The organism is Corynebacterium suicordis DSM 45110, assembly GCF_015351405.1.
GTDB lineage: Bacteria > Actinomycetota > Actinomycetes > Mycobacteriales > Mycobacteriaceae > Corynebacterium > Corynebacterium suicordis.
On record NZ_JADKMY010000001.1, the window covers coordinates 994,773 to 1,020,941 of the forward strand.

At 62.4% G+C, this 26,169-nt stretch carries 21 protein-coding genes; 19 read left to right on the forward strand and 2 right to left on the reverse strand.

From position 1 onward, the window contains the following. Positions 1–7 precede the first annotated feature (7 nt). Complete coding sequence (locus tag IRY30_RS04645; protein WP_194556564.1) at positions 8–1,144, forward strand: D-alanine--D-alanine ligase family protein; 1,137 nt, start codon at positions 8–10, stop codon at positions 1,142–1,144. Here the strand turns inward: IRY30_RS04645 and IRY30_RS04650 are convergent. Further along, entirely contained in the window at positions 1,141–2,115 is a 975-nt protein-coding gene (locus IRY30_RS04650; protein ID WP_194556184.1) for a DUF3515 domain-containing protein, read from the reverse strand. The genes IRY30_RS04645 and IRY30_RS04650 overlap by 4 nt on opposite strands. A gap of 130 nt (positions 2,116–2,245) precedes the next feature. Here IRY30_RS04650 and IRY30_RS04655 point away from each other — a divergent pair, with 130 nt between their 5' ends. The 16 genes from IRY30_RS04655 (at position 2,246) to IRY30_RS04730 (ending at position 21,466) form a co-directional block, all read left to right on the forward strand. After that, complete coding sequence (locus IRY30_RS04655; RefSeq protein ID WP_194556185.1) at positions 2,246–3,229, forward strand: thiamine-phosphate kinase; 984 nt, start codon at positions 2,246–2,248, stop codon at positions 3,227–3,229. Further along, positions 3,226–3,894, forward strand: coding sequence for a uracil-DNA glycosylase (locus tag IRY30_RS04660; RefSeq protein ID WP_194556186.1), 669 nt, complete (start codon positions 3,226–3,228; stop codon positions 3,892–3,894). The genes IRY30_RS04655 and IRY30_RS04660 overlap by 4 nt, the downstream gene beginning before the upstream one ends. Before the next feature lie 10 nt (positions 3,895–3,904). After that, positions 3,905–5,401, forward strand: a complete 1,497-nt coding sequence (locus IRY30_RS04665; protein ID WP_194556187.1) for a DAK2 domain-containing protein — start codon at positions 3,905–3,907, stop codon at positions 5,399–5,401. Next, positions 5,402–7,567 carry an ATP-dependent DNA helicase RecG gene (locus IRY30_RS04670; protein WP_194556188.1) on the forward strand — a complete coding sequence of 722 codons (2,166 nt, stop codon included), beginning with the start codon at positions 5,402–5,404 and terminating at the stop codon, positions 7,565–7,567. A 32-nt stretch (positions 7,568–7,599) separates the two neighbouring features. Next, positions 7,600–7,860: an acyl-CoA carboxylase biotin carboxyl carrier protein subunit gene (locus IRY30_RS04675; protein ID WP_194556189.1), complete on the forward strand. Its 261-nt coding sequence runs from the start codon at positions 7,600–7,602 to the stop codon at positions 7,858–7,860. Then, complete coding sequence (gene rsmD, locus IRY30_RS04680) at positions 7,857–8,432, forward strand: 16S rRNA (guanine(966)-N(2))-methyltransferase RsmD (protein WP_194556190.1); 576 nt, start codon at positions 7,857–7,859, stop codon at positions 8,430–8,432. Before IRY30_RS04675 ends, rsmD begins: the two co-directional genes overlap by 4 nt. Positions 8,433–8,487: 55 nt before the next feature. After that, on the forward strand, positions 8,488–8,982 hold the full coding sequence (gene coaD, locus IRY30_RS04685; RefSeq protein ID WP_194556191.1) for a pantetheine-phosphate adenylyltransferase: 495 nt from the start codon (positions 8,488–8,490) through the stop codon (positions 8,980–8,982). Positions 8,983–9,064: 82 nt separating this feature from the next. Beyond that, positions 9,065–9,772: a DivIVA domain-containing protein gene (locus IRY30_RS04690; protein ID WP_194556192.1), complete on the forward strand. Its 708-nt coding sequence runs from the start codon at positions 9,065–9,067 to the stop codon at positions 9,770–9,772. A gap of 19 nt (positions 9,773–9,791) precedes the next feature. Further along, on the forward strand, positions 9,792–10,349 hold the full coding sequence (locus tag IRY30_RS04695) for a YceD family protein (protein WP_194556193.1): 558 nt from the start codon (positions 9,792–9,794) through the stop codon (positions 10,347–10,349). 3 nt (positions 10,350–10,352) lie between these two features. Continuing rightward, a complete protein-coding gene (gene rnc / locus IRY30_RS04700; protein WP_194556194.1) occupies positions 10,353–11,126 on the forward strand; it encodes a ribonuclease III in 774 nt (257 codons plus the stop codon). Between the two features lie 4 nt (positions 11,127–11,130). Beyond that, positions 11,131–12,027, forward strand: coding sequence for a bifunctional DNA-formamidopyrimidine glycosylase/DNA-(apurinic or apyrimidinic site) lyase (mutM, locus tag IRY30_RS04705; protein WP_194556195.1), 897 nt, complete (start codon positions 11,131–11,133; stop codon positions 12,025–12,027). Positions 12,028–12,132: 105 nt separating this feature from the next. Further along, on the forward strand, positions 12,133–12,414 hold the full coding sequence (locus IRY30_RS04710; RefSeq protein ID WP_228502569.1) for a type II toxin-antitoxin system Phd/YefM family antitoxin: 282 nt from the start codon (positions 12,133–12,135) through the stop codon (positions 12,412–12,414). An 18-nt stretch (positions 12,415–12,432) separates the two neighbouring features. Then, positions 12,433–12,690 carry a type II toxin-antitoxin system RelE family toxin gene (locus IRY30_RS04715; protein ID WP_194556196.1) on the forward strand — a complete coding sequence of 86 codons (258 nt, stop codon included), beginning with the start codon at positions 12,433–12,435 and terminating at the stop codon, positions 12,688–12,690. Between the two features lie 85 nt (positions 12,691–12,775). Next, complete coding sequence (locus IRY30_RS04720) at positions 12,776–14,305, forward strand: alanine/glycine:cation symporter family protein (RefSeq protein ID WP_194556197.1); 1,530 nt, start codon at positions 12,776–12,778, stop codon at positions 14,303–14,305. Between the two features lie 33 nt (positions 14,306–14,338). Further along, positions 14,339–17,827 carry a chromosome segregation protein SMC gene (smc, locus tag IRY30_RS04725; protein WP_194556198.1) on the forward strand — a complete coding sequence of 1,163 codons (3,489 nt, stop codon included), beginning with the start codon at positions 14,339–14,341 and terminating at the stop codon, positions 17,825–17,827. Positions 17,828–17,896: 69 nt separating this feature from the next. After that, a complete protein-coding gene (locus IRY30_RS04730) occupies positions 17,897–21,466 on the forward strand; it encodes a hypothetical protein (RefSeq protein WP_309825067.1) in 3,570 nt (1,189 codons plus the stop codon). Positions 21,467–21,476: 10 nt separating this feature from the next. Here IRY30_RS04730 and IRY30_RS04735 read toward each other — a convergent pair whose 3' ends face one another. Then, positions 21,477–22,820: an alpha/beta hydrolase gene (locus IRY30_RS04735; protein WP_194556199.1), complete on the reverse strand. Its 1,344-nt coding sequence runs from the start codon at positions 22,818–22,820 to the stop codon at positions 21,477–21,479. Between the two features lie 62 nt (positions 22,821–22,882). On the opposite strand from IRY30_RS04735, the gene ftsY reads away from it, so the two are divergent. Next, positions 22,883–24,448 (forward strand): signal recognition particle-docking protein FtsY, encoded by a 1,566-nt coding sequence (gene ftsY / locus IRY30_RS04740; protein ID WP_228502571.1) that lies wholly within the window; start codon positions 22,883–22,885, stop codon positions 24,446–24,448. 193 nt (positions 24,449–24,641) lie between these two features. After that, a complete protein-coding gene (locus IRY30_RS04745; protein ID WP_194556200.1) occupies positions 24,642–25,961 on the forward strand; it encodes an ammonium transporter in 1,320 nt (439 codons plus the stop codon). Positions 25,962–26,169: the final 208 nt, after the last annotated feature.

A 26,169-nucleotide genomic window follows, 5' to 3' on the forward strand; every position in this document is an offset into this window, starting at 1 on the left:
TCCCGTGATGGATACTTCGGCAAACACGGTTGGCAATGGTTCGGATTCTCGGGCAGGGGATTCCCGCTTGCGGGTGCTCGTTCTTTTCGGGGGGCAGTCCACCGAGCATTCGGTGTCCTGCATTTCCGCAGGTGCAGTGATGTCTCACCTGGATCCGCAGCGCTACGAAGTGATCCCCGTGGGCATCTCCCCAGATGGGGCATGGGTTCCCCAGCATGCCGAGCTCACGCAGCTGTGCGAGCAGCTCAAGGCTCAAGGCGCGCAGATGCCCGAGGTCCAGGACTCCGGCGAGCACGTCCAACTGGTGATCGGCGGCCAGCCCGGTCAGTTGCGCTACACCACCGGCCAGCGCGCGAGTGAAGAGTTTGCGCAGGTCGACGTAATCTTCCCTGTCCTCCACGGCATGAACGGCGAGGACGGCACCATCCAGGGACTCTTCGACCTCACCGGCGTGCCCTACGTGGGCAATGGCGTGCTGGCCTCCGCCGCGGGCATGGACAAGGTATTCACCAAGAAGCTGGCCCGCGAGGCCGGCATCCCCGTCACCCACGAGCTGGTGATCGCTGAACCGCGCGAGCTCACCGAGTCTGAGCAGCAAGAACTCGGCCTGCCCGTCTTCGTGAAGCCCGCCCGCGGTGGCTCGTCCATCGGCATCTCCAAGGTATCCGCGTGGGAGGATCTCGCCCCAGCCGTGGCCGAGGCCTTCGCCCACGATGACAAGGTGGTCATCGAATCCATGATCTACGGCTCCGAGGTGGAGTGCGGCGTGCTGCAGAAGCCTTCCGGCGAGCTGATCGCTTCCGTCCCCGCCCTCTTGCAGGGCACCGAGGATGGGGATGAAGGTTTTTATGGGTTCGACGCCAAGTACGTGGCCAACACGGTTTCCGCAGCCATTCCTGCACCTCTTGACCCAGAGATGACCCGCCAGATCCAGAACTGGTCAGTGGCCACCTTCCAGGCCCTGGGCTGCCAGGGCTTGGCGCGCGTGGATTTCTTCGTCACGGACAAGGGTCCAGTGCTCAATGAGATCAACACCATGCCCGGCTTCACGCCCATCTCGATGTACCCGAAGATGTTCGCAGCAACGGACGTGGCCTATGGCGAACTGCTGGATACCCTGATTGAAAGCGGAGTGCGCGGCTAGCGCTGATCTTCTTTTTCCATGGTCTGGGAAATCGCGGTGGTGACAGCGTTCACCACCGCGTTTCCTGCGTTATTGGGCATGGATATCGCCACGATCTGCTGGTGGCTCAGCGCGTACCACACGCCAACGGTGGAACCTTGAGCCAATTTTGGCTCGGCGAACCACGCGACATCATCCACCTGAGTGACCCTTTCGCCCGGCGCGTAGCTTTCCGGCAGCTCGGCTCCGCATCGCACCACCACTGGCTCGGCGGCATCCTGGCTTAAGTAGGTGGCGCTGGCGGAAGGCGCATCCTCGTGCGTGGTGCGGGAGTAGTTCTCAATATCCTGCGGCAGCGCATTCAGGAACTTGTCACACGTGGCGGCGGCAGCCTTCGCATCCCCCCGTGAACCTTGGGCCATGGGGATCGTGGAGAGCGGGTACGCCCCTGGGGCGGGACCATCGGCGGTGAAGGAGTGCGAAGCTTCGCCCAAGTCCGCGAGCTGGGATTCGATATCCGCATCTGCCGTGATAGCCACCGTGGGGGAAGAATCCACCAGGTACCAGGTGCGGAGAGTGGAGCCCGGGGTGGCGTCGTTCACTTCAAACCATCGCGCCCCACCAGCCTCAACGGTCTCCGACAACACGGTGTACTGATCCGGCATCCGCACGCCGCAACGCACGGTGAGCTCAGCCTTGGAAAGGTTGCGGAAGGCAGCAGCGCCGGCTGGGGCAGGATCCACTATGCCCACGTTCCGATAATCCCCGAGAGAATCGGGAAGGTTGCCCACATAATCCGTGCAGGCGGAAGACTGGGCATCAGGGGCATCGGCCTGTCCCATCGCCACGGGCACCATGGACTGGCGCTCCATGAAGATGCGTGCGCCCGCGATCACGGCGAAGGTGAACACCACGGCAAGCACAAGCGCCAGCACCACAACCACGCGGGAGTATGAGGAACCGGACCGGGGAGTAGAGACCTGAGTGGACATAGGAATTCATCTTAGTGGGCGCCAAGACAGGGACAATGGGCGGGCAAGAGACGGGCAATGAGCATGACGGGGGCCAGTCACGTAAGTTGAGCAGTCGGAGCACTTGCCGGACAAAACAACGAGGACGAGCATGACACGACACACCACGGTGGAGCAGGCGGGAGAGGCAGGCACCATCGCCGCCATCCGCTCTGCAGCACCAAGTTCAATCAATGGTGACGATGCGGCCGTGCTGGACTCCACGGCGTCGAACTCCAGGCAGGTGTGCAGCACAGACATTCTGGTGCGTGGCAGGCACTTCCGCTTCCGCTATTCCTCCCCGTTCGAGGTGGGGGTCAAGGCAGTCTCGCAAAACTTCGCGGATATTCAGGCCATGGGTGGGCGGCCCACCGCATTGCTGCTGGCCATCGCCACGCCGGGGGATATGGAGTTGGAGACAATCTCTGAGCTGGCGCGGGGAATCCATTCGGCAGCCGCCCCGTTTGGCGCAGAGCTGGTGGGTGGAGATGTGGTGCGATCCAAGGACCTGGTTATTTCCCTCACCGCGCTGGGTGAGCTGGGCGGACCCGCTGCAGCGTTGACCTTGGATGGCGCCGGGGTGGGCCACCAGGTGATCGCCACCGGGCCGATCGGTTATTCCGCTGCAGGACTGTGCATCTTGGAGCATTTCGGCTCCCGTAAATCAGTGCCCCAGGATGACCACATCCTGCAGAAGCTGGTGAGCTGGCACTGCGCCCCGGAGCTGGAGCCTGGGCGAGGAACCGTGGCCCGCGCAGCAGGAGCCAGCTCCATGACCGATAACTCCGATGGCCTGGTGGCGGATCTCTCCGTAATCGCGCAGCGCTCTGGAGTGAGCATCGACCTGAACCCAGAAGCCCTAGCCCCGGATGACATGCTTCTGCACGCCGCAGAGCGCACCGGTGGGGACCCGTGGGAATGGGTGCTCACGGGAGGGGAGGACCACACGCTCGTGGGCACCACCGATTCCCGGTTGCCGGCGAATTACCGGCCGATTGGGATGGTGCGTCGGCTAGCAGACGATGACCCGAACGCCGCGTTCGTCACAGTGGGCGGCGAAAAGCCTGCCTACACCAAGGGGTGGCAGTCATTGTGAGTGGAGTTCAAGACCTCATTGCTGAGCTAGGCAAAGACGTGCACCCGGAATGGAAGCTCCCGGGCATCGAGGCAGTGCTGGCGGATGTGCTGACTGAAGATGCACAGATTCTCCCCGAACCACCCCGGATTCTGCGCGCGCTGCAGATGGCTCCCCAAGACGTGCGCGTACTGATCGTGGGCCAGGATCCTTATCCCACCCCGGGGCACGCGGTGGGTCTGTCCTTCTCCGTGGACCTCGCGCCGGGAGAGCGGTTGCCAAAATCCCTGGCGAATATCTTCGCGGAGTACCAGACAGACCTGGGGCTGGACCGTCCCACCAGTGGCGACCTCACGCCTTGGGCAGAACAGGGCGTAATGCTGCTCAACCGAGTGCTCACCGTTCGTGCTGGTCAGCCCGCCTCTCACCACAATCGCGGGTGGGAGGAGATCACGGAGTCGGTGGTGCGCCAAGTGGCCGAGCGTCCTGACACCGTGGCCATCCTGTGGGGCAAGCCCGCGCAGAAGTTCGCCCCGCTGTTCGGTGAGGAACGCGTGATCGTCTCCCCGCACCCCTCGCCTTTGTCCGCGTATCGCGGGTTCTTCGGCTCGCACCCATTCACCGGGGCCAATCAACTGCTGGCCAATCTGGGCGCTGATCCCGTGAATTGGGACCTGAACCGATAGGCTGTTGCACATGTCAGAAAACCTCGACGGCCCCTTGATTGCTCAATGGGCGCGCCGGGCGGCCGCTGGATTGAGGGAACGTCAGGCGGAGATCAACCGTCTCAACGTGTTCCCCATTGCGGATTCGGATACCGGATCCAACATGGCTTACACCATGACAGCCGCGGTGGATTCCGCGGAATCGGCCGATGAGGATGACACCCAAACCCTCACCACCGCTTTGGCCTCCGGTGCCGTGCGCGGTGCGCGGGGAAACTCCGGGATGGTGCTGTCCCAGGTGCTGCGCGCGCTGGCGGATACCGCCTCCACCGGGCCCGTTGACGGCAGCGCGGTGGCGCGGATGTTGCGCCTGTCCGTGGACTTCGTGAAGAGTTCCATCTCCTCGCCGGTGGAGGGCACAATCCTCAGCGTGCTCCGCGCAGCTGCCGAAGGGGCTGCCAATGGGCGGGAATCCCTGCAGGAAACCGTGGGCAATGCGCTGCACGCTGCCGAAGCAGCCCTGGAACGCACGCCCGAGCAGCTCGACGTGTTGGCCAAGGCCGGAGTGGTAGACGCAGGCGGCCGCGGCCTGGTGGTCATCCTGCAATCGCTCTACGAGGTGCTCGGGGGTGCGCCTGCTGAGGATGCTGTTGGTGATCGGGGTGCTGGGCCCGCTGATGATGCCGAGTCCGCTGACGGCGCTGCAGGAAAGGGGGAGGAGAACGGTCACGCCGGGAAGAACATTGGCAGCGGCATCGAGCTTGAGGTGATGTTCATGTTCGACGCCACCTCTGACCCCTTCGCGACGGACAACCTCCGCGAATACCTGCATCGGGTGGGCAACAGCGTGGTGTTCGCCGCGGCCCAACCCGAGGTGCACCGCGTGCATGTGCACTCCCGGGTTGCTGGTGCGGTGATTGAAAAGGCCTACGAGCTGGGGAAGGTATCGGATCTTCGGCTGGAGGTGCTGCCCGAGCAGGAGATTTCACGCACTCCCATCATTGCGTTGACTCCCGGAGGTGGAGCTGCGGAGATCTTCGAATCGGTGGGCGCGATTGCCCTTGATGTGGATACCGCCAGCGATAGGGAGATCCACGAACTACTGACCGCTACCGGACCCGGTTCTGCCGTGGTGCTGACCAACGGGCGGGATGCCTCCCGCGTGCTCAACCGCGGCGTGGAGATCAGCGTGATCAACACCGCCTCCCTGGTGGGTGGCTTGGCCGCACTGGCTGTGCATGACGCAGACAATGACTTCGATGATGACCTCGAAGACATGGTGGATGCTGTCTCCGCCCAGCGATTCCAGATCACCACCGAAGCAGAGATGACCTCCGCCATCGATGCGCTGCTGGAAGAGGGTGGCGAACTGGTTACCTTGCTGTGGTCCACCCCAGAAGTCAGCGAAGAAGCGATGGAAAACCTGCGCCAACACATGGCGCACAACCATCCGGACGTGGAATTTCACGATTACCCAGCCGAAGCCATGGGCACCGCTGGCTCTGCCGTGGAGATTGGAGTGGAGTAGGTGCTGGGTTGGGAAGACCAGAGACCAATAGCGCAGGTCATCACGCCGGATAGGGCGCGCAACCTCGCGGATAAACCCAAGCTGCGTACCTTCTCGGATGCCCTGCTGAACTATCCCACCAAGTACGTTCGCGCGGGGAGTACGGAAGCCCTGGACCTGCTGGAGGAAGGGGAGATGTACACCTGCGTGGCAGAGATCCTCAACCTCAGCGAGAGGGAAAACCACTCCGGCAGAGGCCCGCGCACCATCGTCTCCTTCACCTTCACCGATGGTGCAGCCCTCATGGAATCCGCCCTGTTCGGAAACCCCGGACTGCACAAGGCATGCCTGGTGCCGGGCACCATCGTGCTGCTGTACGGAAAGCTCGGAAAGTTCCGCGATAACTGGCAGCTGAAAAACCCCAGCTACGTCACGGTCCAACCCGTGGAAGGCGGGAAGTTTGGCGCGTTCGGACCCCTGAAAACAATCGTGGATGTAGCCGGCTCCGGCGAGGCAGCACAAGAACTGCTGAATAAGCCATGGCTGCCGAGCTACCCGCGCCGGCCCGGCACCTCCACCTCCGAGCTCATCGGCGTGATGGACAAGATCCTGCAGGAGATGGGACACCCTAGGGAGATGCTCCCGCGGGAGGTGGCAGGCGCACCGGACTGGCCGATTGATCCGGAAGGGGAGCCGCTGCTCCCCTTCGCGGATGCACTGTTTCAGGTGCACCAACCGCCGCCGGAGGGACCTTTCGCCGCGCAGAATAGGATCAAGTTCAACGAGGCCTTGGAACTGCAGACGGTCATGGCCCTGCGCCGCGCCGATGCAGAAAAGCGCAGCGCCCGGGCGATTGGCTGGGGTGGGGAGGGGTTGGCGTCGGAACTAGAAAAAACGCTGCCCTACAGCCTCAGCGAGGGGCAAGTGCACGCGCTGGAAGTGATTGGCCGGGCCCTGAACAGCACGGATCCGGCGCAGCTGATGCTGCAGGGAGATGTGGGTTCCGGCAAGACCGTGGTGGCGCTGCTGGCGATGCTGCACGTGGTGGAGTCGGGCCATCAATGCGCATTCATTGCGCCCACCGAGGTGCTGGCAGCGCAACATGCGCGCACGCTCACGCAGCTGCTCTCCGGCACGAACGTGGGCGTGAGCCTGCTGACCGGATCTCAGCGCACCGCGGAGAAGAAGCTGAACCTGCTGAACATCATCAGCGGGCAGGCGGACATCGTGGTGGGTACGCACGCGCTGATTCAGGAGGGTGTGGAGTTTGCGGATCTGGGGCTGGTCATCGTGGATGAGCAGCATCGCTTCGGCGTGCGTCAGCGCGACAAGCTGCGGGAATCCGCGCCGATGGACCGCACCCCGCACATGATCGTGATGACCGCCACGCCCATTCCCCGCACCGTGGCCATGACCATGTTCGGCGATCTCACTCCCGTACGCCTGGAGGGTCTTCCCGCTGGCCGCGGAAGCATTTCCACGTCGGTGGTGCCTGCGTGGAAGCCGCGTTGGGTGCAGCGCATGTGGGAGCGGATGGCCGAGGAAGTGCGCGCGGGCCGTCAAGCCTATGTGGTGGTGCCGCGCATCGAGGGGGACCAGGGCGTGGAGGCCTGGGGCGAGCGCATCGCCACCCAATTGCTGCCGGATGCCACCGTGGCCGTGCTGCATGGCCGTCTCCCGGCCGAGGAAAAAGACGAGGTCATGACCGCATTCTCCCGCGGTCGGGTGGACGTATTGGTGGCCACCACGGTGATCGAGGTGGGCGTGGACGTGCCGAACGCCACGATGATGTTGATTCTCGACGCCGAAAACTTCGGCGTCTCCCAACTGCACCAGCTGCGTGGCCGCGTGGGCCGAGGTGCCGCGGATGCCGTGTGTCTGCTGCACACCGAAAGCTTTGAGGACACCCCGAGCTATCGCCGGCTGGAAGCAGTGGCGGGAACCCTTGATGGGTTCGTGCTGGCGGAGCTGGACCTGCAGCAGCGCACCGAAGGGGACATCCTGGGCGAGCAGCAATCCGGATCCCGCGTGCGCCGCGCCACCTTGCTGGATCTCATCGAAGACGAGGAGATCATCGTGGAAGCGCGCCGTTATGCCACCGAGTTGGTGGAGTTCGATGAAGAGCTGGCCCGGCACCTGGTGGCTGGTCTGCAGGTGGAAGAGCAGGAATATATCGAGCGCAGTTAGGAACTCGCGCGGGAAGACCTAAGATGGTCGCCATGAAGATTTACGCTCCCTTTGCGGGGACGGTTCGCTATGCGGTGGCCGATGGGGACACCGTGCGCGCGGGAGAACCCGTGGCCATCGTGGAAGCGATGAAGCTGGAAGCCCCGGTGCTGGCTCCTGCGCCTGGCATTGTGCGCAGAGTAATCCACGAAGACTTTGTGACAGTGGCCGGGGGAGATGAGCTGCTGCAAATCAAGGCAGCGGGTGCAGAGAAGGCCAGTCATGAAGCGGTAGAAAAAGGAGAACAGAGATGACGCGCATTATTTCCGGATCAGCGAGGGGCCGCAAAATCGCCGTTCCTCCCTCCGGCACCCGGCCCACGGCAGACCGCGCCCGGGAAGGGCTGTTTTCCTCCCTGCAGGTTCGCTTCGGATTCCAGGATGAGCGCGTGCTGGATTTGTTCGCTGGCTCCGGCGCGCTGGGCTTGGAGGCAGCCTCGCGCGGGGCGGCAGAAGTGACGCTGGTGGATGATAACCATCGCGCGGTGGAGACAATCCAGGCCAATGCCAAAGTGGTGGGTCATCCACAGGTGCGGGTAGTGGAGGCCAAGGCGTCGACCTTCCTGCAAGGCGCGAAGCATGGCCACTACACGATGGTGCTGGCGGATCCGCCTTATGAGCTTAGCGATGATGCTGCGAATGAGATCGTGGCAGCTCTCATTCCTTTGCTGGCCCAGGATGCGGTGGTGGTGATGGAGCGGCACACGAACTCCGCGGAAACGGATTGGCCGGAGGGTTTTGAGCCCACCGGGCAGAAGCTGAAGAAGCGCACCTTCGGTATCGCTCGCTTTGACATGGCTATCTGGCGAGGCACAGCCGAAAGCTAGCCGCCGGGACTTGCCGCGCAAGCACTGCCACACGCGCGCCGTTACACTGGTTTTCATGCATGTTGTTTGCCCAGGATCCTTTGACCCGGTGACTTCAGGTCACCTCGATATCTTCACGCGCGCTGCGCAGAATTGGGAAAAAGTCACGGTGTTGGTGACATTTAACCCCAATAAGAAGGGCTTGTTCTCCGCGGAGGAGCGCGTGGATTTGATCCGCAAGTCCATCGCTGCACTCCCGAATGCGCCACAGAACATCGAGGTGGATACGTTCCAGGGGCTGCTGGTCAACTACTTGTCCGAGCACAATATCAAGGCCATGGTGAAGGGTCTGCGCAGCTCACTGGACTATGAATACGAGCTGCCAATGGCGCAGATGAACCACCGTCTCTCCGGCGCGGAAACCTACTTCCTGCTCACCAGCCCGGAATACGGCTATGTGTCCTCCACCTTGTGCAAGGAAGTGGCGAAGTACGGCGGGGACGTACAGGGACTGCTTCCAGAGCCAGTGGTCAGCGCGATGCAGCAGAAATTCGCCGAGAACCAGCGCTAACCACATACATTTCTTCAGTCACACCAATTAACATGCGTGTCTTACTGTCCCAAAGTTGCGCACAAGTGCCATAGTTGAAGGCATGTATAAGACATTCCAGGGTATGGACGACCTTCAACAGATGGTGGAGCAGGCCTACGGCGTGCCCATGACCGCTAACTGCATGGTCCCGCGCCGTGAGGTGCTGGATATTCTCGATGAGATGCGCAATGCCATCCCCATCGAGCTGGATGACGCCCAAGATGTCCTGGATCACCGCGATAACATCATCGCGGATTCCCAGGCGCAGGCCAATAACCTGGTGGCCGACGCTGAAGACGAACAGGATCGGATCTTGCGCGAAGCTCAGGCACGCGCGAATGACCTGGTTCAGGACGCGGAAGACCGCGCCGCCTCCACCGTCGCACACGCCGAGGCAGAGGCCGACCGCCTGGTCTCCGATGCCCGTCGCGAATACGAGCAGGTCACCGAGCGTGCCGCAGCTGAGGCCGACCGCCTCATCAACTCCGGTAACGAGTCCTACCAGCGCTCCGTGGACGAGGGCATCGCCGAGCAGCAGCGCCTCATCTCCGAGTCCGAGGTTGTCCGCAACGCGGAGGCGGAAGCCCAGCGCATCATCGAGTCCGCCCACGCGGATTCCGACCGCCTGCGTACCGAGTGCGATCGTTACGTGGATTCCACCCTGGCCGAGTTCGAGAGCTCTTTGACCGACACCTTGCGCGTGGTCAACCGCGATCGCGCCGCCCTGCGCAAGGGTGCGGGTGCAGCGGGTTACCGCCCGCAGCACTAAAGCAGGTAAAAATGAAGGCATGAGCAACCCATTTGTCATTCATGTTGGTGATATCACCAGCGGTTCCCTGGAGCAGATCGAAACCTCGGGTCCTTCTCCTGTGCGATGGGGCGCAAACATGCTGGCCGTTGAAGAAGGTACTGACGTGCGTGTCGACGCCACCGTCAGCAACCTCGGCGAAGCATTTATGGTCCACGCTGAAGTTTCCGGTGAAGCCACCGGCACCTGCGCCCGCTGCTTGAATCCTCTGTCCCCGGAATTCACCGTCCGGATCAATGACGTATTCGGCGCGTCCCCTGATTTCATCGCGGGTGACGAGGCCGAAGAGGGCGAAGAGCCCCTGCTGGTGGAGAACAATTCAATTGATATCTCCCAGCTGGTCATCGATGAAGCCGGCCTGAACACCCCGTTTTCTCCCACCTGCAAGGATTACGGGACGGACTGCCAGGACAGCACTCCCGCACCTGACGGCATCTCTGAAGAGGTTGAGGCAGAAGAAAAGCCCGATCCCCGCTGGGCTGGGCTGGAGAAGTTCAAGTTGGGCGAAGAGCTGAACGAAGAGCCGGGCGAGAACTAACACATGGCTAGAAAACGCCGCCTGACCGGCGAAGCAGCGCTCGAGGCTGCCTACAGCAAGACGGATCACGCGCCACTCCTGGAGGCATGGGGTGTCACGCTGTCCGATGACATGCTCCGCCTCGCGCTTACGCACCGCTCCTTCGCTCACGAGAACGAAAACCTGCCGCACAACGAGCGCTTGGAGTTCCTAGGCGATGCCGTGCTGGGAGTTTCCGTGGCCGAGCAGCTCTACCGCGAATTCCCCACGCGCCCTGAGTCTGATCTCTCCAAAATGCGCGCCGGAGTGGTGAACATGTACGCGCTGGCGGATGTGGCTCGCGAACTCGGCATGGGCCCGTACATCCTGCTGGGCCGCGGTGAGATGCACACCAATGGTTCGGATAAGCATTCCATCCTCTCCGATACCGTGGAGGCCATCCTCGGCGCGATCTACCTGGAGCACGGTTTCGAGAAGGCGCGGGAGACCATCCTGCGCATCTTCGCCAGCCGCATCACCAATGCGCCATCGACTGGGCTGAACATGGACTGGAAGACCGTCCTGCTGGAAAAGCTCAGCGACATGAAGCTGCTGCTTCCTTCATACGAGACCAGCGCCAGCGGCCCCGAGCACAGCCAGACCTTCAGCTCTGAATTGAAGGTCGGGGAGAACCTGCAGACCGCAGGCACCGGACGCACCAAGAAGGAAGCCGAGCACGCCGCCGCCAAGGCGATGGTGGAGTTGCTCAACGGCCCAGCCCCACAGGCACAGAAGGCCTCCGGCAAGGCGACCAGCTAACCTCATGCCCGAATTACCCGAGGTCGAGGTTGTCCGCGCCGGCCTGGAACGCCACGTGGTGGGCAGGACGTTCGAATCGGTCGAGGTTCTTCACCCGCGTGCCGTGCGCTCGCACATGGGGGAGGACCTTTCTTCTCTTCTCGACGCCACCCTGATCCGCTCCGCCCGTCGCCGCGGCAAGTTTCTCTGGCTCGAGCTCAGCCGAAAGATCCCCGGTACAGCTCTGGGTTCTGATGGCGACTGGGCAGAGCCGACCGAGGCATTAGTGGTGCATCTGGGCATGAGCGGGCAGATGCTGGTGACTGAACCCGATGCGGTGAAGTCCACTCACCTGCGTATCCGCGCGCGGCTTTCGGGCGGGGTGGATCTGAACTTCGTGGATCAGCGAACCTTTGGCCGCTGGGAGCTGGTCTCTCTGGTGGAGGACCCACACGGCGAATACCCGGCTGGTGTCCCGGCCTCCGCAGCGCACATTGCTCAGGATCCGCTGGAAACCACGTTCGACGCTAAAGCGGTGGCCAAGGACATCAAGCGCAGGCAGTCACCGATCAAGTTGGTGTTGCTGAACCAGGAAGTTGTCTCTGGCATCGGCAATATTTACGCCGATGAAGCCCTCTGGGCAGCTGGCGTGCGGCCACGGAGGAAGGCCGCTGGTTTGAGCGGGGTTGGCGTCGAAAGGATAATTCACGCTGCCCACGAGGTGATGGAACGGGCGCTGGAAGCCGGCGGGACCAGCTTCGATGCGCTATACGTGAACGTGAATGGTGCCTCGGGGTATTTCTCGCGCTCGCTGAACGTTTATGGGCGCGAGGGACGGCCGTGCGTGCGCTGCGAAACGCCTATTCAGCGGGTTGTTGTGGGTGGGCGTTCTTCGCATTTTTGCCCCGTGTGCCAGCGGTGACAGCGCGGGGGTCCGAGATTACCTCTCGTGGGGAGCGGAGTGAGTCAAAGATATTCGGTATGCAGTTTCGACCCGGTTGCGCCTAGTTTGTTCAAGTCAGGGTAGATGAACATCTTGTACAAGTGGTACGGTTCAGATATGAATTCCGTGACGCTATCCCAGTTCCGCAGTAAGCAAAGTGATTACATCGCTGCTGCGCAGCGTGAGCCTGTCGAGATTACCTCTCGTGGGGCTGGGAGGCGTGCCGTGGTGGTTTCACCAGACTTCTTCGACCGCGCGATAGAAGCACTTGAGGATCAGGCGGACGTTCGTGCTGCTGCGGATGCTCGCCGTGAAGGTGGTCCATACATTCCATTCGATGACCTGGCGAAAGAACTCGGTCTTTAGAGCGCACATTCCTTCTAAATGAGGTATCAGGTTTCCGTCTCGCGCGATGTGGCGAAAACGTTTCGCCGTATTCATCCACAGGATGCGAAGAGATTGAAGGTTGCCATCGAAGCTCTGGCGGATGATCCGCGACCTCCCGGAAGTATCCAGTTAGCTGGAGGTGAGGGTGAACTGCGCATCCGCGTCGGTGACTACCGGGTTATCTATGAGATCCGTGATCGCGAGTTGATCGTCCTCGTCCTCCGCGTAGGGCATCGACGCCAGGTGTATCGCTAATATCAGCCGGATTCCTTTTCACGAAATTGGAAAAGTGTCAGAATTGATGCCCCGAATTCCCACGGAATAGGATAGGTTCCTCACTATGAATCTAACCTCGGTTGAGACCTTCGTCACCGATGTGATCAACAACAACGTGTGGAAGGTCATCCCTTTCCTGTTGATCGCAGCTGGTGTCTACTTCGGATTGCGCACGGTCATCGTGCAGGTGCGCATGTTCCCAGACATGCTGCGTTCCTTGCGTGATAAGCCAGATCAAGGCCATGGCGCACAGGACATCTCCGCCTTCAAGGCATTCACCATTTCCGCGGCCTCCCGCGTGGGAACCGGCAACGTGGTGGGTGTGGCCATTGCCATCTCGGTAGGTGGCCCCGGTGCCGTGTTCTGGATGTGGATGATCGCCATCATCGGTGGCGCGACCGCCTTCGTGGAATCCACCTTGGCTCAGTTGTGGAAATCCCGTGGTGAAGAGGGGTACGTGGGTGGCCCGGCCTACTACATGACCCGTGGCCTGAACATGAAGCCACTGGCAATGATCTTCGGCATCGCCATCACCATCACCTACGGCTTTGTCTACAACGCTGTGCAGACCAACTCAATCGTGGAAGCCACCGCAACCTCCCTGGGTGGCGATATCTCCACCACCACGCGCATGCTCATCGGTGGAGTCATCGCTGCAATCACCGCGGTGATCATCTTCGGCGGCGTGCGCAGCATCGCTAACGCCACGCAGATCATCGTTCCTTTCATGGCGGGTATCTACATCATCGTCGGCGTAATCGTGGTGTTGTTGAACCTCTCCGAGGTTCCTGGCATGTTCGCCGATATTGTCATGCACGCACTCGGCTTCAAGGAGATCGCCGGAGCTACGGTGGGCGCGGCATTTATGAACGGTATGCGTCGAGGATTGTTCTCCAACGAGGCCGGCCAGGGTTCCGCCCCTAACGCTGCTGCGACCGCTGCCGTGTCCCACCCCGTGAAGCAGGGCCTGGTGCAAACTCTGGGCGTGTACTTCGACACGCTGGTGGTCTGTTCCATCACCGCGTTCATCATCCTGCTGTCCGAACCTGCCTTCGGTGAGGGCATGGAATCCGCCGGACTGACGCAGAATGCCATGGCCACGCAGATGGGTGACATCGGCATTCACCTGGTCACATTCATCCTCTTCTTCCTGGCGTTCTCCTCCGTGCTGGGTAACTACTACTTGGCGCAGGCCAATGTGGAGTACTTCACCAAGTCCACCACCGCCATGGTGATTTTCCGCGTACTGGTGGTGCTCTGCGTGTTCGGCGGAGCCGTGGGCACCGTGCCACTGGTGTGGGCGCTGGCGGATACGTTCGCTGCAACGATGGTGGTCATCAACCTGATTGCCATCGTGCCTCTGGCGGGGGTGGCAGTGAAGCTGCTGCGTCACTACTCCGTGCAGAAGAAGCAGGGTGTGGAGCCCATCTTCCACCGCGATGACCTGCCCGAGCTCAAGAACGTGGAGTGCTGGGACGGAAGCGATCCGGTCACCACCCGTGAGTTCTGGGATACCAAGTCCGCAAACTCCAAGTCTGGTGCATCCGCAGTGGCTGCTACGAAGTCCGGGGAAACGGGCACAACCCGCGCTTAGCTGCCCTGGTGCGATGCTAGAATTCTCCGCACCATGTATTTGAAATCGCTGACGCTCAAGGGATTTAAGTCCTTCGCGTCTGCGACGACCCTCAAACTAGAACCCGGCATCTGCGCCGTGGTGGGACCCAACGGATCCGGGAAGTCCAATGTGGTGGACGCTCTGGCCTGGGTGATGGGGGAGCACTCCGCGAAAACCCTGCGCGGCGGCAAGATGGAAGATGTCATCTTCGCCGGCGCGGGTGAGCGCAAGGCGCTGGGACGCGCGGAAGTCACCCTCACCATCGATAACTCCGATGGCGCACTTCCCATCGACTATTCGGAAGTCTCGGTCACCCGCCGCATGTTCCGCGATGGCGCCAGCGAGTACGAGATCAACGGAGCCAAAGCACGTCTCATGGACGTGCAGGAACTGTTGAGCGATTCCGGCATCGGCCGGGAAATGCACGTGATCGTGGGACAAGGCCGGTTGGCGCAAATCCTGGAATCCAAGCCGGAAGATCGCCGCTCGTTCATTGAGGAAGCCGCTGGTGTGTTGAAGCATCGGCGTCGAAAAGAAAAAGCCCAGCGCAAGCTGTTGAACATGCAGGCAAATTTGGACCGACTGCATGACCTCACCGATGAGTTGCGCAAGCAACTGGGGCCGCTGGCTCGGCAGGCGGAGGCCGCGCAACAAGCGTCCACGGTGCAGGCCACCATTCGGCAATCGCGCACGCAGCTGACCGTGCACAATGTGCAGGTGCTGGCCGATGAGTTGAACTCGGTTTCTGGCCGGGCGGGGCTGGTCAAGGAGCAGGTGGAGGAGCTGCGCGAGCATCTGGAGGATCACTCGGAGCAGCTGGCGCACACCGAGGAAGAATTGCGCACCGCGCTGGAAGAAGCCGAGGCCGCACGCGCGCTGTGGTACCGCTTGTCTGCGCTTTCGGAGAAGAACTCGGCAACCATTCGCATCGCCGCGGATCGTGCGGAGGAGCAGGCAGAAACTCGCTGGTCAGGGCAGGATCCGGAACAGCTCCTCGAGCGGGCCGAACGAGCCGAAGAGGAACAGGCCCAGCTGGATGAGGCCGTTGAGATCGCGCGCGAAAAGCTGGAGGCCATTCGGGAGGAAGCCGAGGAGCGCGAGGACGCAGCCCGCACAGCGGAAAAAGAACACTTTGCGCAGGTGAGGGCCATCGCGGACCGTCGCGAGGGAGTGGTGCGGCTGCTCAGCCAGCATGAGGCCGCTAGTGCTGCCGAGGAGTCCGCGCGCAGCGAGGTGGAGCGCCTCAATCTCACCGTGGAACATCACCAGGAATCGCTGGACACCGCGGCCGAGGAATTGGACATGGCCACGGAAACTCCTACCGAGGCCGAAACTTCCGGGGCAGACCTCACCGAGACCCTCGAGCGGGCAGAACGGGAAGCTGCCACCGCCGAAAAGCGCGCCGATGAACTGCGCGCGCAGCAGCTCACGTTGGAGCGCGAGGTGGCCACCCTGCGCGCCACCATTTCCGCGTGGATCGAGCAGATGCGGCCCACCGATGGCGCCCAAGTGGTCACGCGTGTGGCCCAGGAACAACAGGCGGAAGTCACCGCGTTGGCTGAGCAGATCGCCGCGGATTCGGGCTGGGAGACGGCCCTTTCCGTGGCGCTGGGGGAAGCCGCGGCCGCCATGGTGGTCGGGTCTTCTTCTGTGGCCGACGCCATCCTCGAGAACCTGGGCTCCTCCGATGAAGGCCGGGCAATCATCGTGGAAACGCGCGAAGCCAAGGGCTGGCGGCTAGACACCGCCCCGGCAACCGGGCAGTGGTTGCTGGATCTGGTGGATGTGCCCGCGCAATTGGAATCCGCCATGAGCGCACTGCTGGTGGATGTGGTGGCCGTGGATACTCCCAGCGAGGCCCAGCGAGTGGTGCGGGAAGATTCCCGCCTGCGTGCGGTCACGCGTGAGGGAATGCTCTTCGGTGCTGGATGGGCGGCGGCGGGAACTGGTGGCACTACCGCGGTTGAACTGGCCGGGCGCATCAAGCAGGCCGAAGCGGACGTGGCGCACAAAGAAGCCGCGCTGGCAGACCTGCACGCGGCTCTGGATGGTGCGCTGGAAGCCGCTTCAGAACGCAGGACCGCAGCAGCCGGAGCCAGGGCAGCGATGCAAGCGCACAAAGCCACGGTGCAGGGCAGGCAGCAGCATGTGACCGCAGCGGAGAAGTCATACGCGGCGGCCAGCCGCCAACTGCAGCGCGCGCAGACCGATGCGGAAGCCGCGCAACAGCGCTTGCAGGCTGCCCACGCCTCGGTGCAGGAACTGGCGGATCGCGTCTCCCGGCTGGACGACGAAGGGGAAGAGCAGGAGCCTTCCACTCAGGAAAGGGATGCAGCTGCGCTGGCTTTGTCCCAGGTCAAGGCACTGGAAATGGATGCCCGTCTGACTCTGCGTACCGCCGAGGAGCGCGCGGGAGCCACCCGTGGGCGCGCGGAAGGTTTGCGCCGCCAAGCCCGCCAGGAGCAGGCCGCCCGCGAACAATTCGAAGCCGCACAAAAGCGCCGGATGCAGGCGCAACAGACGGCCACTGCCGTGCTGGCGCATGCCCGCCGAGTGGGGCAGCGGATCGATGATGCCCTGAGCCGGGCCGAAACTGCGCGCGGGGAAACCGATGCTGCGCTCAAACACTGGCAAGCCACAATGAGCCAGAACAAGGACAAGGTCTCCGCGCTGAATGCTCAACTGGGCAGGCTCACAGATTCCGCTCACCAAGCAGAGCTGGCCCGCGCGCAGGCGGAGCTGAAGATCAACCAGGCCCTGGAAAACGCCATGGAGCAGCTCAGTCTCACCGCTGAGCAGCTCTTCGCAGAGGAACTACCGGAGGATTTCGATGCCGCCGCGACCCGCGCGGAGTTGAAGAAGGCGGAGAAGGCGCTGAATTCCCTGGGCAAAGTCAACCCCCTGGCGCTGGAGGAATACAAGGCGCTGGAAGAGCGCTACTCCTTCCTGGCGCAGCAGCTGGATGACGTGGAGCGGGCGCGCGAGGATCTGCAGGACGTGATCAAGGACGTGGATCAGACCATCCTCACTCTGTTCACCGAGGCGTGGAAGGACGTGGAGGCGGAATTCCCCAAGGTCTTCAACACTCTGTTCCCCGGCGGCGCCGGGCGGTTGGTGCTCACGGATCCGGAGGACATGCTCACCACTGGTATCGAGGTGGAAGCTCGTCCGCCGGGCAAGAAGGTCAAGCGGCTCACGCTGCTCTCCGGCGGCGAGAAGTCCCTCACCGCTCTGGCCATGTTGGTGGCCATCTTCCGCGCACGCCCTTCGCCCTTCTACGTGATGGATGAGGTGGAAGCAGCACTGGATGACGTGAATCTGCGCCGACTCATCGCCTTGTTTGAGGAGCTTCGCCGCGATTCCCAGTTGATCGTGATTACTCACCAAAAGCCCACCATGGATGTGGCCAATGTGCTCTATGGCGTGACGATGCGCGGGGATGGAGTCACGCGCGTTATTTCCCAGCGCATGAACCCGAATATGGCCAGCTCACAGGCCTAAGCTCTACGGCGATGCAAGTGTGCAAGCCCCGCGCAAAATCTTGTGCAGGGAGGGCGTAGGATTGGGCGAGTGACTGACAGCCCCATCGCAGACTTGAATGACACTCTCCTCCCATGGGCCTCCACGGCAGAAGCCACGCTGGCCGCGAGAATCCGCGACGTGGAACTGTTCGTGGATCTCGATGTAAACGGTGATCAACTGGAACGCTATTCCCGTTTTTTCGGCACGTTCCTCTCTCGCCAGTTGGCCGCAGGCTCCACCCCACAAGCCTTGCTGGCCGCTTGCCCCGCGCTCACCGCTACCGCCTTGTTGACTCGCGCCGCCCGCTTCAACCGAGTGGGCGAGCTTCCCCGCGAATTCTGGGCCGGATTGGGCCTGGAACCCACCCCGGATCGCGTGGCCTGCATCGAAGGCCAGTTCGGAAACATCCTCTCCGCCGCGGGCCTGAACCCTCATGACGAGGCCATCGGCGGACCCGATGGGGAGAAGGGTCGTCTCTTCTTCCACGTGGGATTGGCCACGGACTGGATCCCGGAACTCATCGAGGTCTTTGATTCTCGACGCCTCTCTGGCCACGCAGAATCCGACCCCGAAGCAGAAGCTGCCGCAGTGGTGCGGCAGCTCGCCGAAGACGAGCTGCAAGCCGGCCCCCTCTGCGCCTTGCGCCCAGATACCGCTCAGCGGTTGTTCACGCCCATCGTGCAGATCCTGCGTCATGCCGAAGCCCACCCAGATACCTGGGAATACACCCTTCCGCAGCTGAACTTGCCGCGCTTGATCCTCGAAGACGTGATCGAGGAATTGCGTGAGCGCCCGGTGGGTACGGAAAGCCGGCGACACGCGGTGGGCGTGGCCCACCGCGAGGGGCAACCACGCTTGCGCCTGGATATCGCGCGCAACCGCGTGGTGCTGCGCCTGCCTTCCCAGCCATTGCCTCCAGTAGAGGAGGATCCAGCTGCGGAGATCCGCTGGCGGATGGATGCAGACGGCAGCCCTTCGGCATTCCGAACGGGTCGCTCCGAGCACTTCGGTGGGGTCAATTCGGAGGTCGTGGATCTGCCAGTGCGTCGCCCATTGCGCGAACTGCACGTGCACAGCGTCACGCACGGCCAGCACTGGACCCTGCCGGTGATCAACCGCGCAGAGCCCGCGTTGGTGTTTACGGAGCGCGGAGCTGAGCTCACCGAACGGGCCACGCTGCATCGCGTGAACGTGATCGTGGTGTGCCCGGAGGACACTGTTGCGGTGGATCCCGTGCGTGACGTGGCTGTTCCCGTGCTGTGGGAGCGCCCCATGAAGGCCTGGGATGGCTGGGTCATGCGCAGCCTGGATCTTTCCGAGGCCCTGAGCCTGCACATCGAGCGCCATGGTGATCGTCGCCCGTCCATTGATTCCATGCGCGCGGTGGATTCCCGCCAGCGCGTGATTTTCGTGGAACCCGAGGAACCACAACCCTGCGTGAAGACGGTGAGCGGCAAGCCGGTGTTCGCCGATAGCCTGCGGGTGGAATTCCCACCCACCATCTCCGGTGACACCGAGTTGTGGCACTTGTCCGTCTCCGCCTATGCGGGTCCGGGAGAGCCTGGCGATGAGGTCTCCGAGGAAGAACCACTGGAGGTGGGCGCCGAAGGCGGCGTGTTCGATGTCTTCGACCCCGAAGCCTACGATTCCCCATGGGTAGGCGAGTACCTGGTGCGCCTGCGCGGACCGCGCAACGAGAGCTTCCGCCACGAATTCGCCCTGGTTGAGGGCTTGAACGTGGAGATGGAAATCGACGGCCCCGCGGCCAACACCCGTCTTCCACTCACCGCAGGTCTGAGCCCCACGACCGTTCGTCTGCGTTCCGGTGACAAGCCCTTCGAGAAGATCCCACCGCTGCGGCTCACCCCGGCTGATCGCTTTGCCACGGCAGTGGTGGAAACCGAGGCCGGTGACGCCCTACCGCTGGTGATCAACCCTCCACGCATCCGCTTCCAGCTGCCCATGCAGGGTGAAGATCCTGTCTGGCGCACTGAAGCTCTGCGCCTTTCCACCGCGTGGCTGGATCTGCAGACCCGTTTCCGGGTGCGCCCAGAGACCGAGATCAGCGACCCTCGCCTGGTGGTCCGCGATCGCCACGGTTCTCCCGCCCGCACGGTGAAGCTCAACACGCAGGACAACATCACCTGGTGGGTAGAGCTCGCGCTCATCGCCAATTCCGTGAAGATCCTGGCCCAGGGTTCCCTGGAACTGGAGTTCGTGGATGCCCGCGCCGGCAAGCGCGTGAGCGTGCGGATGGCCCGGATCGTCCCGGATTCCACCCTCAACGTCACCTACGCCGAAGATCACACCCTGCACCTCGAGTGCGATGATCCCGAACGCCTGGAGAGCAAGGCCCTGTGGGCATGGCCGCTCACCGCACCGTGGGAATCCGCCCGCAGCGTGGAACTGGGGCAAGCCCTGCCGGAAGAACTCCGCGACGCCGGCCCCCTCGCCGTCCAGCTCTTCTCCACGGACCGCTTCAACGCCCTGCGCGCCCCGGAATTCCCCGGCGTGCGGGCCGTGCGCGTGGAGCGCGAGGGTTACTTCGGTTCCTCTTTTGATCCCGACGCCAACTCTCCCTTCACCCAGCTCTCCGCCTTCCTGGCTGGGGAGTCCGAAGAACTACCGCAGCACGCTGATATCCTGCCCACGCTGTGGGACGTGTTGGCCGGTGGTCTCAAGCGCCGCGTAGCTCTGGACTCGGATGCCGCGAAGCTGCGGGAGGCGCTTTCCGCGCAGCCCGCCGCGTCAATCCACGCGATGAGCACCTCGCTGGTGCCCGCTGCCGATAGACCTGCGCAGTTCATTATGTCGGGGCTGGTGCATGTGAGGGTGGCGTCGGAAAACAAGGAGGAAACCCGCCGAGGTGACGCGCCGTGGATCGCCGCTCTGGAAATCTTGGGCGATCTTTTTGCCGCGGGCGAGGACTCCAGGCAGGCCAAGAAGCTGCGGGCGGAGCTGGCCGAGGTGGCTGGCGATACCGTGGTGGAGACGATGGATACGGGTAGGGATCGCACGCTGGAGACCGCGTGTATCGATGCCACCACGGTGCAGATCGCGCACCTGGCTCCGGCGCAGCAGCAGGCGGTGCTGGATTCTTTCTTCAACGGTGCGGGCGTGGTGCCCGGCGCGCTGAGTGATGAGAATACTCGTCTGATCAGCGTGTTTGAGACGTTTGCTCAACGAGAAGAGCTCAGCGAGTTGCTGGGCGATCCCGAGCTGATGACCACCGCGGTGAAGATTCTGCGCAAGGTGAAGAGCGCTAACCGTCAGCTGTACCTCTCCGCGCGCGTGCGCTTCGAGCGTTTGGATGGGGTGGATACGGATGATCCCGCGAACCGCTGGGCGCTGGTGCCGGTGCTCTCGATGATGTTTGCGCTGGCTGCACGCATGTATGCCCACGACAGGCTCGCCACGCTGGGCAAACTGCCGCAAGTGTATGCCGCGTGGGCGGAGATGGCTCGGCTGGTTCCAGACCTGGTGACGGGTGACCTGATCAGCGCGGAGGCGATGGTGCTCGGTGTGTTTGGCCCGGATGAGCTGGCCGAAACAGACGAGGCAGATGACGCCGATGACGCTGCCGAGGCTGGGGCAGCGCTGGAGGCAGGGGACGCCTAGATGCGTTCGACTAGGGTGCTAACCCGCCGCGCTGGGTGGTGAACGCAAAGTCCTGGACCAGGGCATTGCGCCACACGCCATAATCGTGGCCGCCAGAGAGCGTGCGGAACGTGGTGTCCATGCCGGCTTGTTTGGCGAGATCATTTAGCGTGCTGAGGTCCGACTGCCCGGTTTTCTCTTCATCTCCGCTGACAAACCTTCCCGCGATATCGCGGAACTTGGGGTCTTTCTCAGCGATGGCCTTCTTCAGGATGTCTTCGGGGTTGCGCTGTTTGTAGACTTCCTCGCTGCCCTGGAAGAAGTTGTTCACCGTGGTTTGGTGGCTGTTGCCATCGTTCGGTAGCAGCTCGCCGGAATAATCCAGGAACGTGCCGAAGCTACCCGGGGAGTTGGTGGCCACCTGGAATGCGCAGGTCCCGCCGTAGGAAAGACCGCCGAGTGTCCACGTGTGCTGATCCGGATTGGCGGAGAAGCGATCCTTGAGCCAGGTGGGGATGTCCTTGGTGAGGTAGGTCATCACATTTCCATGCGAGCTGTCCGTGCACAGCGGGTTCCCGGCATAATCCCCGGTGGAATCGATGGATGCCACGATCGGGGCGATTCCCCCGTGGGTGCGCTGGTAATCGTCGACCAAGCGAGCCACCCCGCCCTCTTCAAACCATTGCGTGGGCTCACCGGGAGTGCCGTGCATGAGTGTCAGCACCGGCAATTGCGGGCGAGGGTTAGCGAACCACGCTGGTGGTAGGTAGACCTCCGCGTTGCGCACGGAGAAACCCGAGTGGGGAGTGGGCACGGACATGCTCACCCGCGCGCCCTTGCGCGGCATGTGCGCTGTTAAGTTTTCCCACCGTGACCGCTGTTCCTGCCACTTGGCCAGTGGCAGCGCGGGGTTCTGTGGATCCGGTTCGGGGATATCTTCCGCGCTCAGCTCGTTGTAGTGAACGGTGGGATTAAGGGAATCGATATCGGGGTATTGGTCGTAAGCCTGGTTGGAGATGAGACTGCCGCCGGAAAACATGAGCAGGACAGCGAGGAAAATCCCGATTGTGCGCCAGCGCAGAAACTTCTGCGCCATGGAGGCGATGAACAGCCCGACGCTGGTGAGCCACGCGAAGATCGCGATGTACACGGAAGGGCGGAGCTGATTGGGCGGGGTATCCGCGAGCCAGATGGTGGCGGCGATTGCAGCAGCGGTGAGAACGGCCGCGATGAGCACGCTGAGCAGAAGTGGCCTTTTCCTTTTCCGACGAAGGAAAGGTAGAAGTACCAGAGCGAAAGGGACCAGCAAGAGGGCCCATGCAATAACCATTGGTACGGAGCCGGTGAGGGGAATCGACCGGAGGGATTCGAGCATAAGGCGAATGATAGACCCGCAGGGGGCAGCCGAACAATGAAGCCTTTGGTTTACTGGAACGCATGGAACTGACACCGCTCATGTGGATCATCATTGGAGTTGCCCTGCTGGCGCTCCTCATCATCTTGCTTGTGGTCTTTGGCTTGCGTCGGAAAAAGACCAAGGAGGTTTCCTTCCAAAAAAAGGAGGAGATCGAACCAGCCAAGCCTTCCTCGGGCAATTACCAGGCTCAGAGTGGCTTTAACTTCACGGCCGGTGGCGGGGTCAAGGAGGCTCCGTCCGAGACGACCATCGGCGGAGTGCGGATCAACCGCCCCGCGGATGCGCTGCAGGATCGCGAGAAGGAGCCGGTTGCTCGGCCCGCCGATAAGCCTGCTGAGAACCTCGTAGAGAAGCCGGCTGAGAAGCCGGTAGAAAAGCCCGCCGAGAAGCCGGCAGAAAAGCAGACAGCTCCGATCACGCCAGAAGAGCCAGTCGCAGAACCCGCTGCAGAGCCTGCTGCTGAGCCAAAGGTTGAGCCCGCTAAGCCGGTAGAGCCAGCAACCAAGCCCGCACCGCAGACTTCCGCGCCGGAAGTGACTCCTCCCGCTGAGGAAGAGATCGTTCCAGTTCCGGAACCGGGTGCTGCCCCGACCGCCGAGCCAGGTATGGCACCCGAAACCGCGCCAGCGCAGCCACAAACCCCAGCCGATCCCGCGCAGGATATCGCCCCTGTCGACGGACGCATGGGCAAGCTGCGTTCGCGCATGTCCAAGTCCCAGAACGTCATTGGTCGGGGAGTGCTCGGCATTCTCTCTGCCGGTGACCTGGATGAGGATGCCTGGGAGGAGATCGAGGACACGCTGCTCATGGCAGACCTGGGCACCAAGACCACGCTGACCGTGGTGGAGGATCTCCGTGGTCGCATCGCCGCCAATGGTGTGTCCAGCGAAGAGGAAGCCCGCGCCATGCTGCGCGCGGCGCTCATCGATGCCTGCAAGCCACAGATGGATCGCTCCATCAAGGCCATGCCCTACGAGGGCAAGCCAGCCGTGATCATGGTGGTGGGTGTCAACGGCACCGGCAAGACCACCACCACCGGCAAGCTTTCCCGCGTGCTCATCGGCATGGGCCACTCCGTCACCCTGGGTGCTGCGGATACCTTCCGTGCCGCGGCCGCCGATCAGCTGGAAACCTGGGGTCGACGCGTGGGCGCCAAGACCGTTCGCGGCCCCGAGGGTGCAGACCCCGCGTCCGTGGCCTTCGATGCCGTGTCCAAGGGCATCGAGGATTCCAGCGATGTCGTGGTCATCGATACCGCAGGTCGCCTGCACACCGCAGTTGGCCTGATGGATCAGCTGGGCAAAGTCAAGCGTGTCGTCGAAAAGCGGGCGAAGGTCGATGAGGTCCTGCTGGTGCTCGACGCCACCGTGGGCCAAAACGGCCTGACCCAAGCGCGCGTGTTCCGCGAGGTCGTGGACATCACCGGCGTGGTCCTGACCAAGCTGGACGGCACCGCGAAGGGCGGCATCGTCTTCCAGGTGCAGGAAGAGCTGGGCGTGCCAGTCAAGCTGGTGGGCCTCGGTGAAGGTGAGGATCACCTGGCACCGTTTGAGGTGGAGAGTTTTGTCGACGCCCTGCTCGGCTAAATTCCGCTGATTACCCCAACGGCCGTGTTGCATCGCTTCAGAGCGTGTAACACGGCCGTAACTTTATGCCTGGTTTGTTCACCTGCCCGTAAATAAAGGTGCAGTCCGCAGGAAACATTCGGGCAGTTAAGTGGTCTCTTGAAAGACTTTGAAGTTTGGACGAAAAGACGTCTGCAGAGGAAAGAGAACCACTATGACACCCGATCAACTCGCTGCCACCAGCGGTAATTCGGCGTGGATGCTCATGAGCGCGGCCCTGGTGCTGCTCATGACTCCCGCCCTTGCCTTGTTCTATGGAGGCATGTCCCGGCAAAAGTCCGCCATCAACATGATGATGATGTCTTTCGGCTCTTTGGGTGTGGTCGGAGTGGTGTACGTGCTGTGGGGTTGGTCCATGTCTTATGGAACCGAGTCCTGGTTGGGGCTGTTCTCCAACCCGTTTGAGATGTTCGGCCTGGAGGGCGCCATCACCGATGTCAACGGTCTCTACGTGGAGGGCACCGCGGGTTATGCCAACGTGATCGATGTTTGTTTCCAGCTGACCTTCGCAGCCATCGCGGTGGCCATCATCTCTGGTTCGCTGGCCAACCGCGTGAAGTTCGCCACCTGGCTGGTGTTCACCGCGGTGTGGGTGACTTTGTCATATTTCCCCATGGCACACATGGTGTGGGGTGGCGGGTTGCTCGGCGACGGTGAGAATTCGCTGGCCGCGCGCATGTTCGGCACTGTGCAGGAAGCGGGGGAGACGGTCGCGGCCATCGCCCCCATCGACTTCGCCGGTGGAACCGTGGTGCACATCAATGCCGGTATCGCCGGCCTGGTGCTGGCCTTGATCATCGGTCATTCCCGCACCTTCCTGTCCGAAGAGTCCAAGCCCCACAACGTTCCCCTGGTGATGCTCGGCGCGGCGTTGTTGTGGTTCGGCTGGTTCGGATTCAACGGTGGATCCGCCTTCGCTGCGGATGGATTGGCCGGGTTGGCGTGGATCAACACCACCTCTGCCGCGTGCGCCGCACTCCTCGGCTGGCTGCTGGTGGAAAAGGTCCGCGATAAGCGCACCACTTCCCTGGGTGCGGCCTCCGGTGTGGTGGCTGGACTGGTCACCATCACCCCAGCAGCGGGGTCTCTCACCCCGTTGACCTCGTTGATCGCCGGTTTCATTGGGGGCATCTTGGCTGCCTTCGGCGTGGGTCTGAAGTACCGCTTCCGCTTCGATGATTCCCTGGACGTAGTGGGCCTGCACCTTGTCGCGGGCCTGTGGGGCACCATCGCTTGTGGTCTGCTGGCTAACGACGTGGGATTGTTCACCGGTGGCGGTGCGGAGGGTTTCAAATTGCTCGCCGTGCAGCTGGTTATCGCTGCGGTGGCAGCACTGTGGTGTGCCGTGGTCACCGTGATTGTGGGCCTCATCCTCAAGTTCACCATGGGCTGGCGCATTGCTGGCGACGCCGAGGATTCCGGCATCGACAGCTCCCTGCACCGCGAATCCGCGTATCACTACGAGATGGATTAGTCACCCACTCGTCACTAGCGAGATAGCCCCCAAGCAGCCAGCATGTCTGCTCGGGGGCAGATCCGCGCGCGGGGAGAGAAGCGAGGTGGCGTCGAAGAAAAGAGCCTCCGCACTAAAGAGAATGAGACTCCGCACTGTAGGGTAGGGGGGATAGAAATGTGTTTCGACCGTGCGCGATTGCGGGTCGGGCGCTAGTAAAAGACTGCAT

Excerpts from the sequence above, each read along its gene's own strand:
- IRY30_RS04650 (WP_194556184.1), bottom strand. The coding sequence starts at position 2,115 with ATGTCCACTCAGGTCTCTACTCCCCGGTCCGGTTCCTCATACTCCCGC.
- rsmD (WP_194556190.1), top strand. The coding sequence starts at position 7,857 with ATGACGCGCATTATTTCCGGATCAGCGAGGGGCCGCAAAATCGCCGTT.
- IRY30_RS04675 (WP_194556189.1), top strand. The coding sequence starts at position 7,600 with ATGAAGATTTACGCTCCCTTTGCGGGGACGGTTCGCTATGCGGTGGCC.
- IRY30_RS04665 (WP_194556187.1), top strand. The coding sequence starts at position 3,905 with ATGTCAGAAAACCTCGACGGCCCCTTGATTGCTCAATGGGCGCGCCGG.
- IRY30_RS04655 (WP_194556185.1), top strand. The coding sequence starts at position 2,246 with ATGACACGACACACCACGGTGGAGCAGGCGGGAGAGGCAGGCACCATC.
- coaD (WP_194556191.1), top strand. The coding sequence starts at position 8,488 with ATGCATGTTGTTTGCCCAGGATCCTTTGACCCGGTGACTTCAGGTCAC.
- IRY30_RS04645 (WP_194556564.1), top strand. The coding sequence starts at position 8 with ATGGATACTTCGGCAAACACGGTTGGCAATGGTTCGGATTCTCGGGCA.
- IRY30_RS04745 (WP_194556200.1), top strand. The coding sequence starts at position 24,642 with ATGACACCCGATCAACTCGCTGCCACCAGCGGTAATTCGGCGTGGATG.
- IRY30_RS04710 (WP_228502569.1), top strand. The coding sequence starts at position 12,133 with ATGAACATCTTGTACAAGTGGTACGGTTCAGATATGAATTCCGTGACG.
- IRY30_RS04735 (WP_194556199.1), bottom strand. The coding sequence starts at position 22,820 with ATGCTCGAATCCCTCCGGTCGATTCCCCTCACCGGCTCCGTACCAATG.
- rnc (WP_194556194.1), top strand. The coding sequence starts at position 10,353 with ATGGCTAGAAAACGCCGCCTGACCGGCGAAGCAGCGCTCGAGGCTGCC.
- IRY30_RS04695 (WP_194556193.1), top strand. The coding sequence starts at position 9,792 with ATGAGCAACCCATTTGTCATTCATGTTGGTGATATCACCAGCGGTTCC.
- IRY30_RS04690 (WP_194556192.1), top strand. The coding sequence starts at position 9,065 with ATGTATAAGACATTCCAGGGTATGGACGACCTTCAACAGATGGTGGAG.
- mutM (WP_194556195.1), top strand. The coding sequence starts at position 11,131 with ATGCCCGAATTACCCGAGGTCGAGGTTGTCCGCGCCGGCCTGGAACGC.
- ftsY (WP_228502571.1), top strand. The coding sequence starts at position 22,883 with ATGGAACTGACACCGCTCATGTGGATCATCATTGGAGTTGCCCTGCTG.
- IRY30_RS04720 (WP_194556197.1), top strand. The coding sequence starts at position 12,776 with ATGAATCTAACCTCGGTTGAGACCTTCGTCACCGATGTGATCAACAAC.
- IRY30_RS04715 (WP_194556196.1), top strand. The coding sequence starts at position 12,433 with ATGAGGTATCAGGTTTCCGTCTCGCGCGATGTGGCGAAAACGTTTCGC.
- smc (WP_194556198.1), top strand. The coding sequence starts at position 14,339 with ATGTATTTGAAATCGCTGACGCTCAAGGGATTTAAGTCCTTCGCGTCT.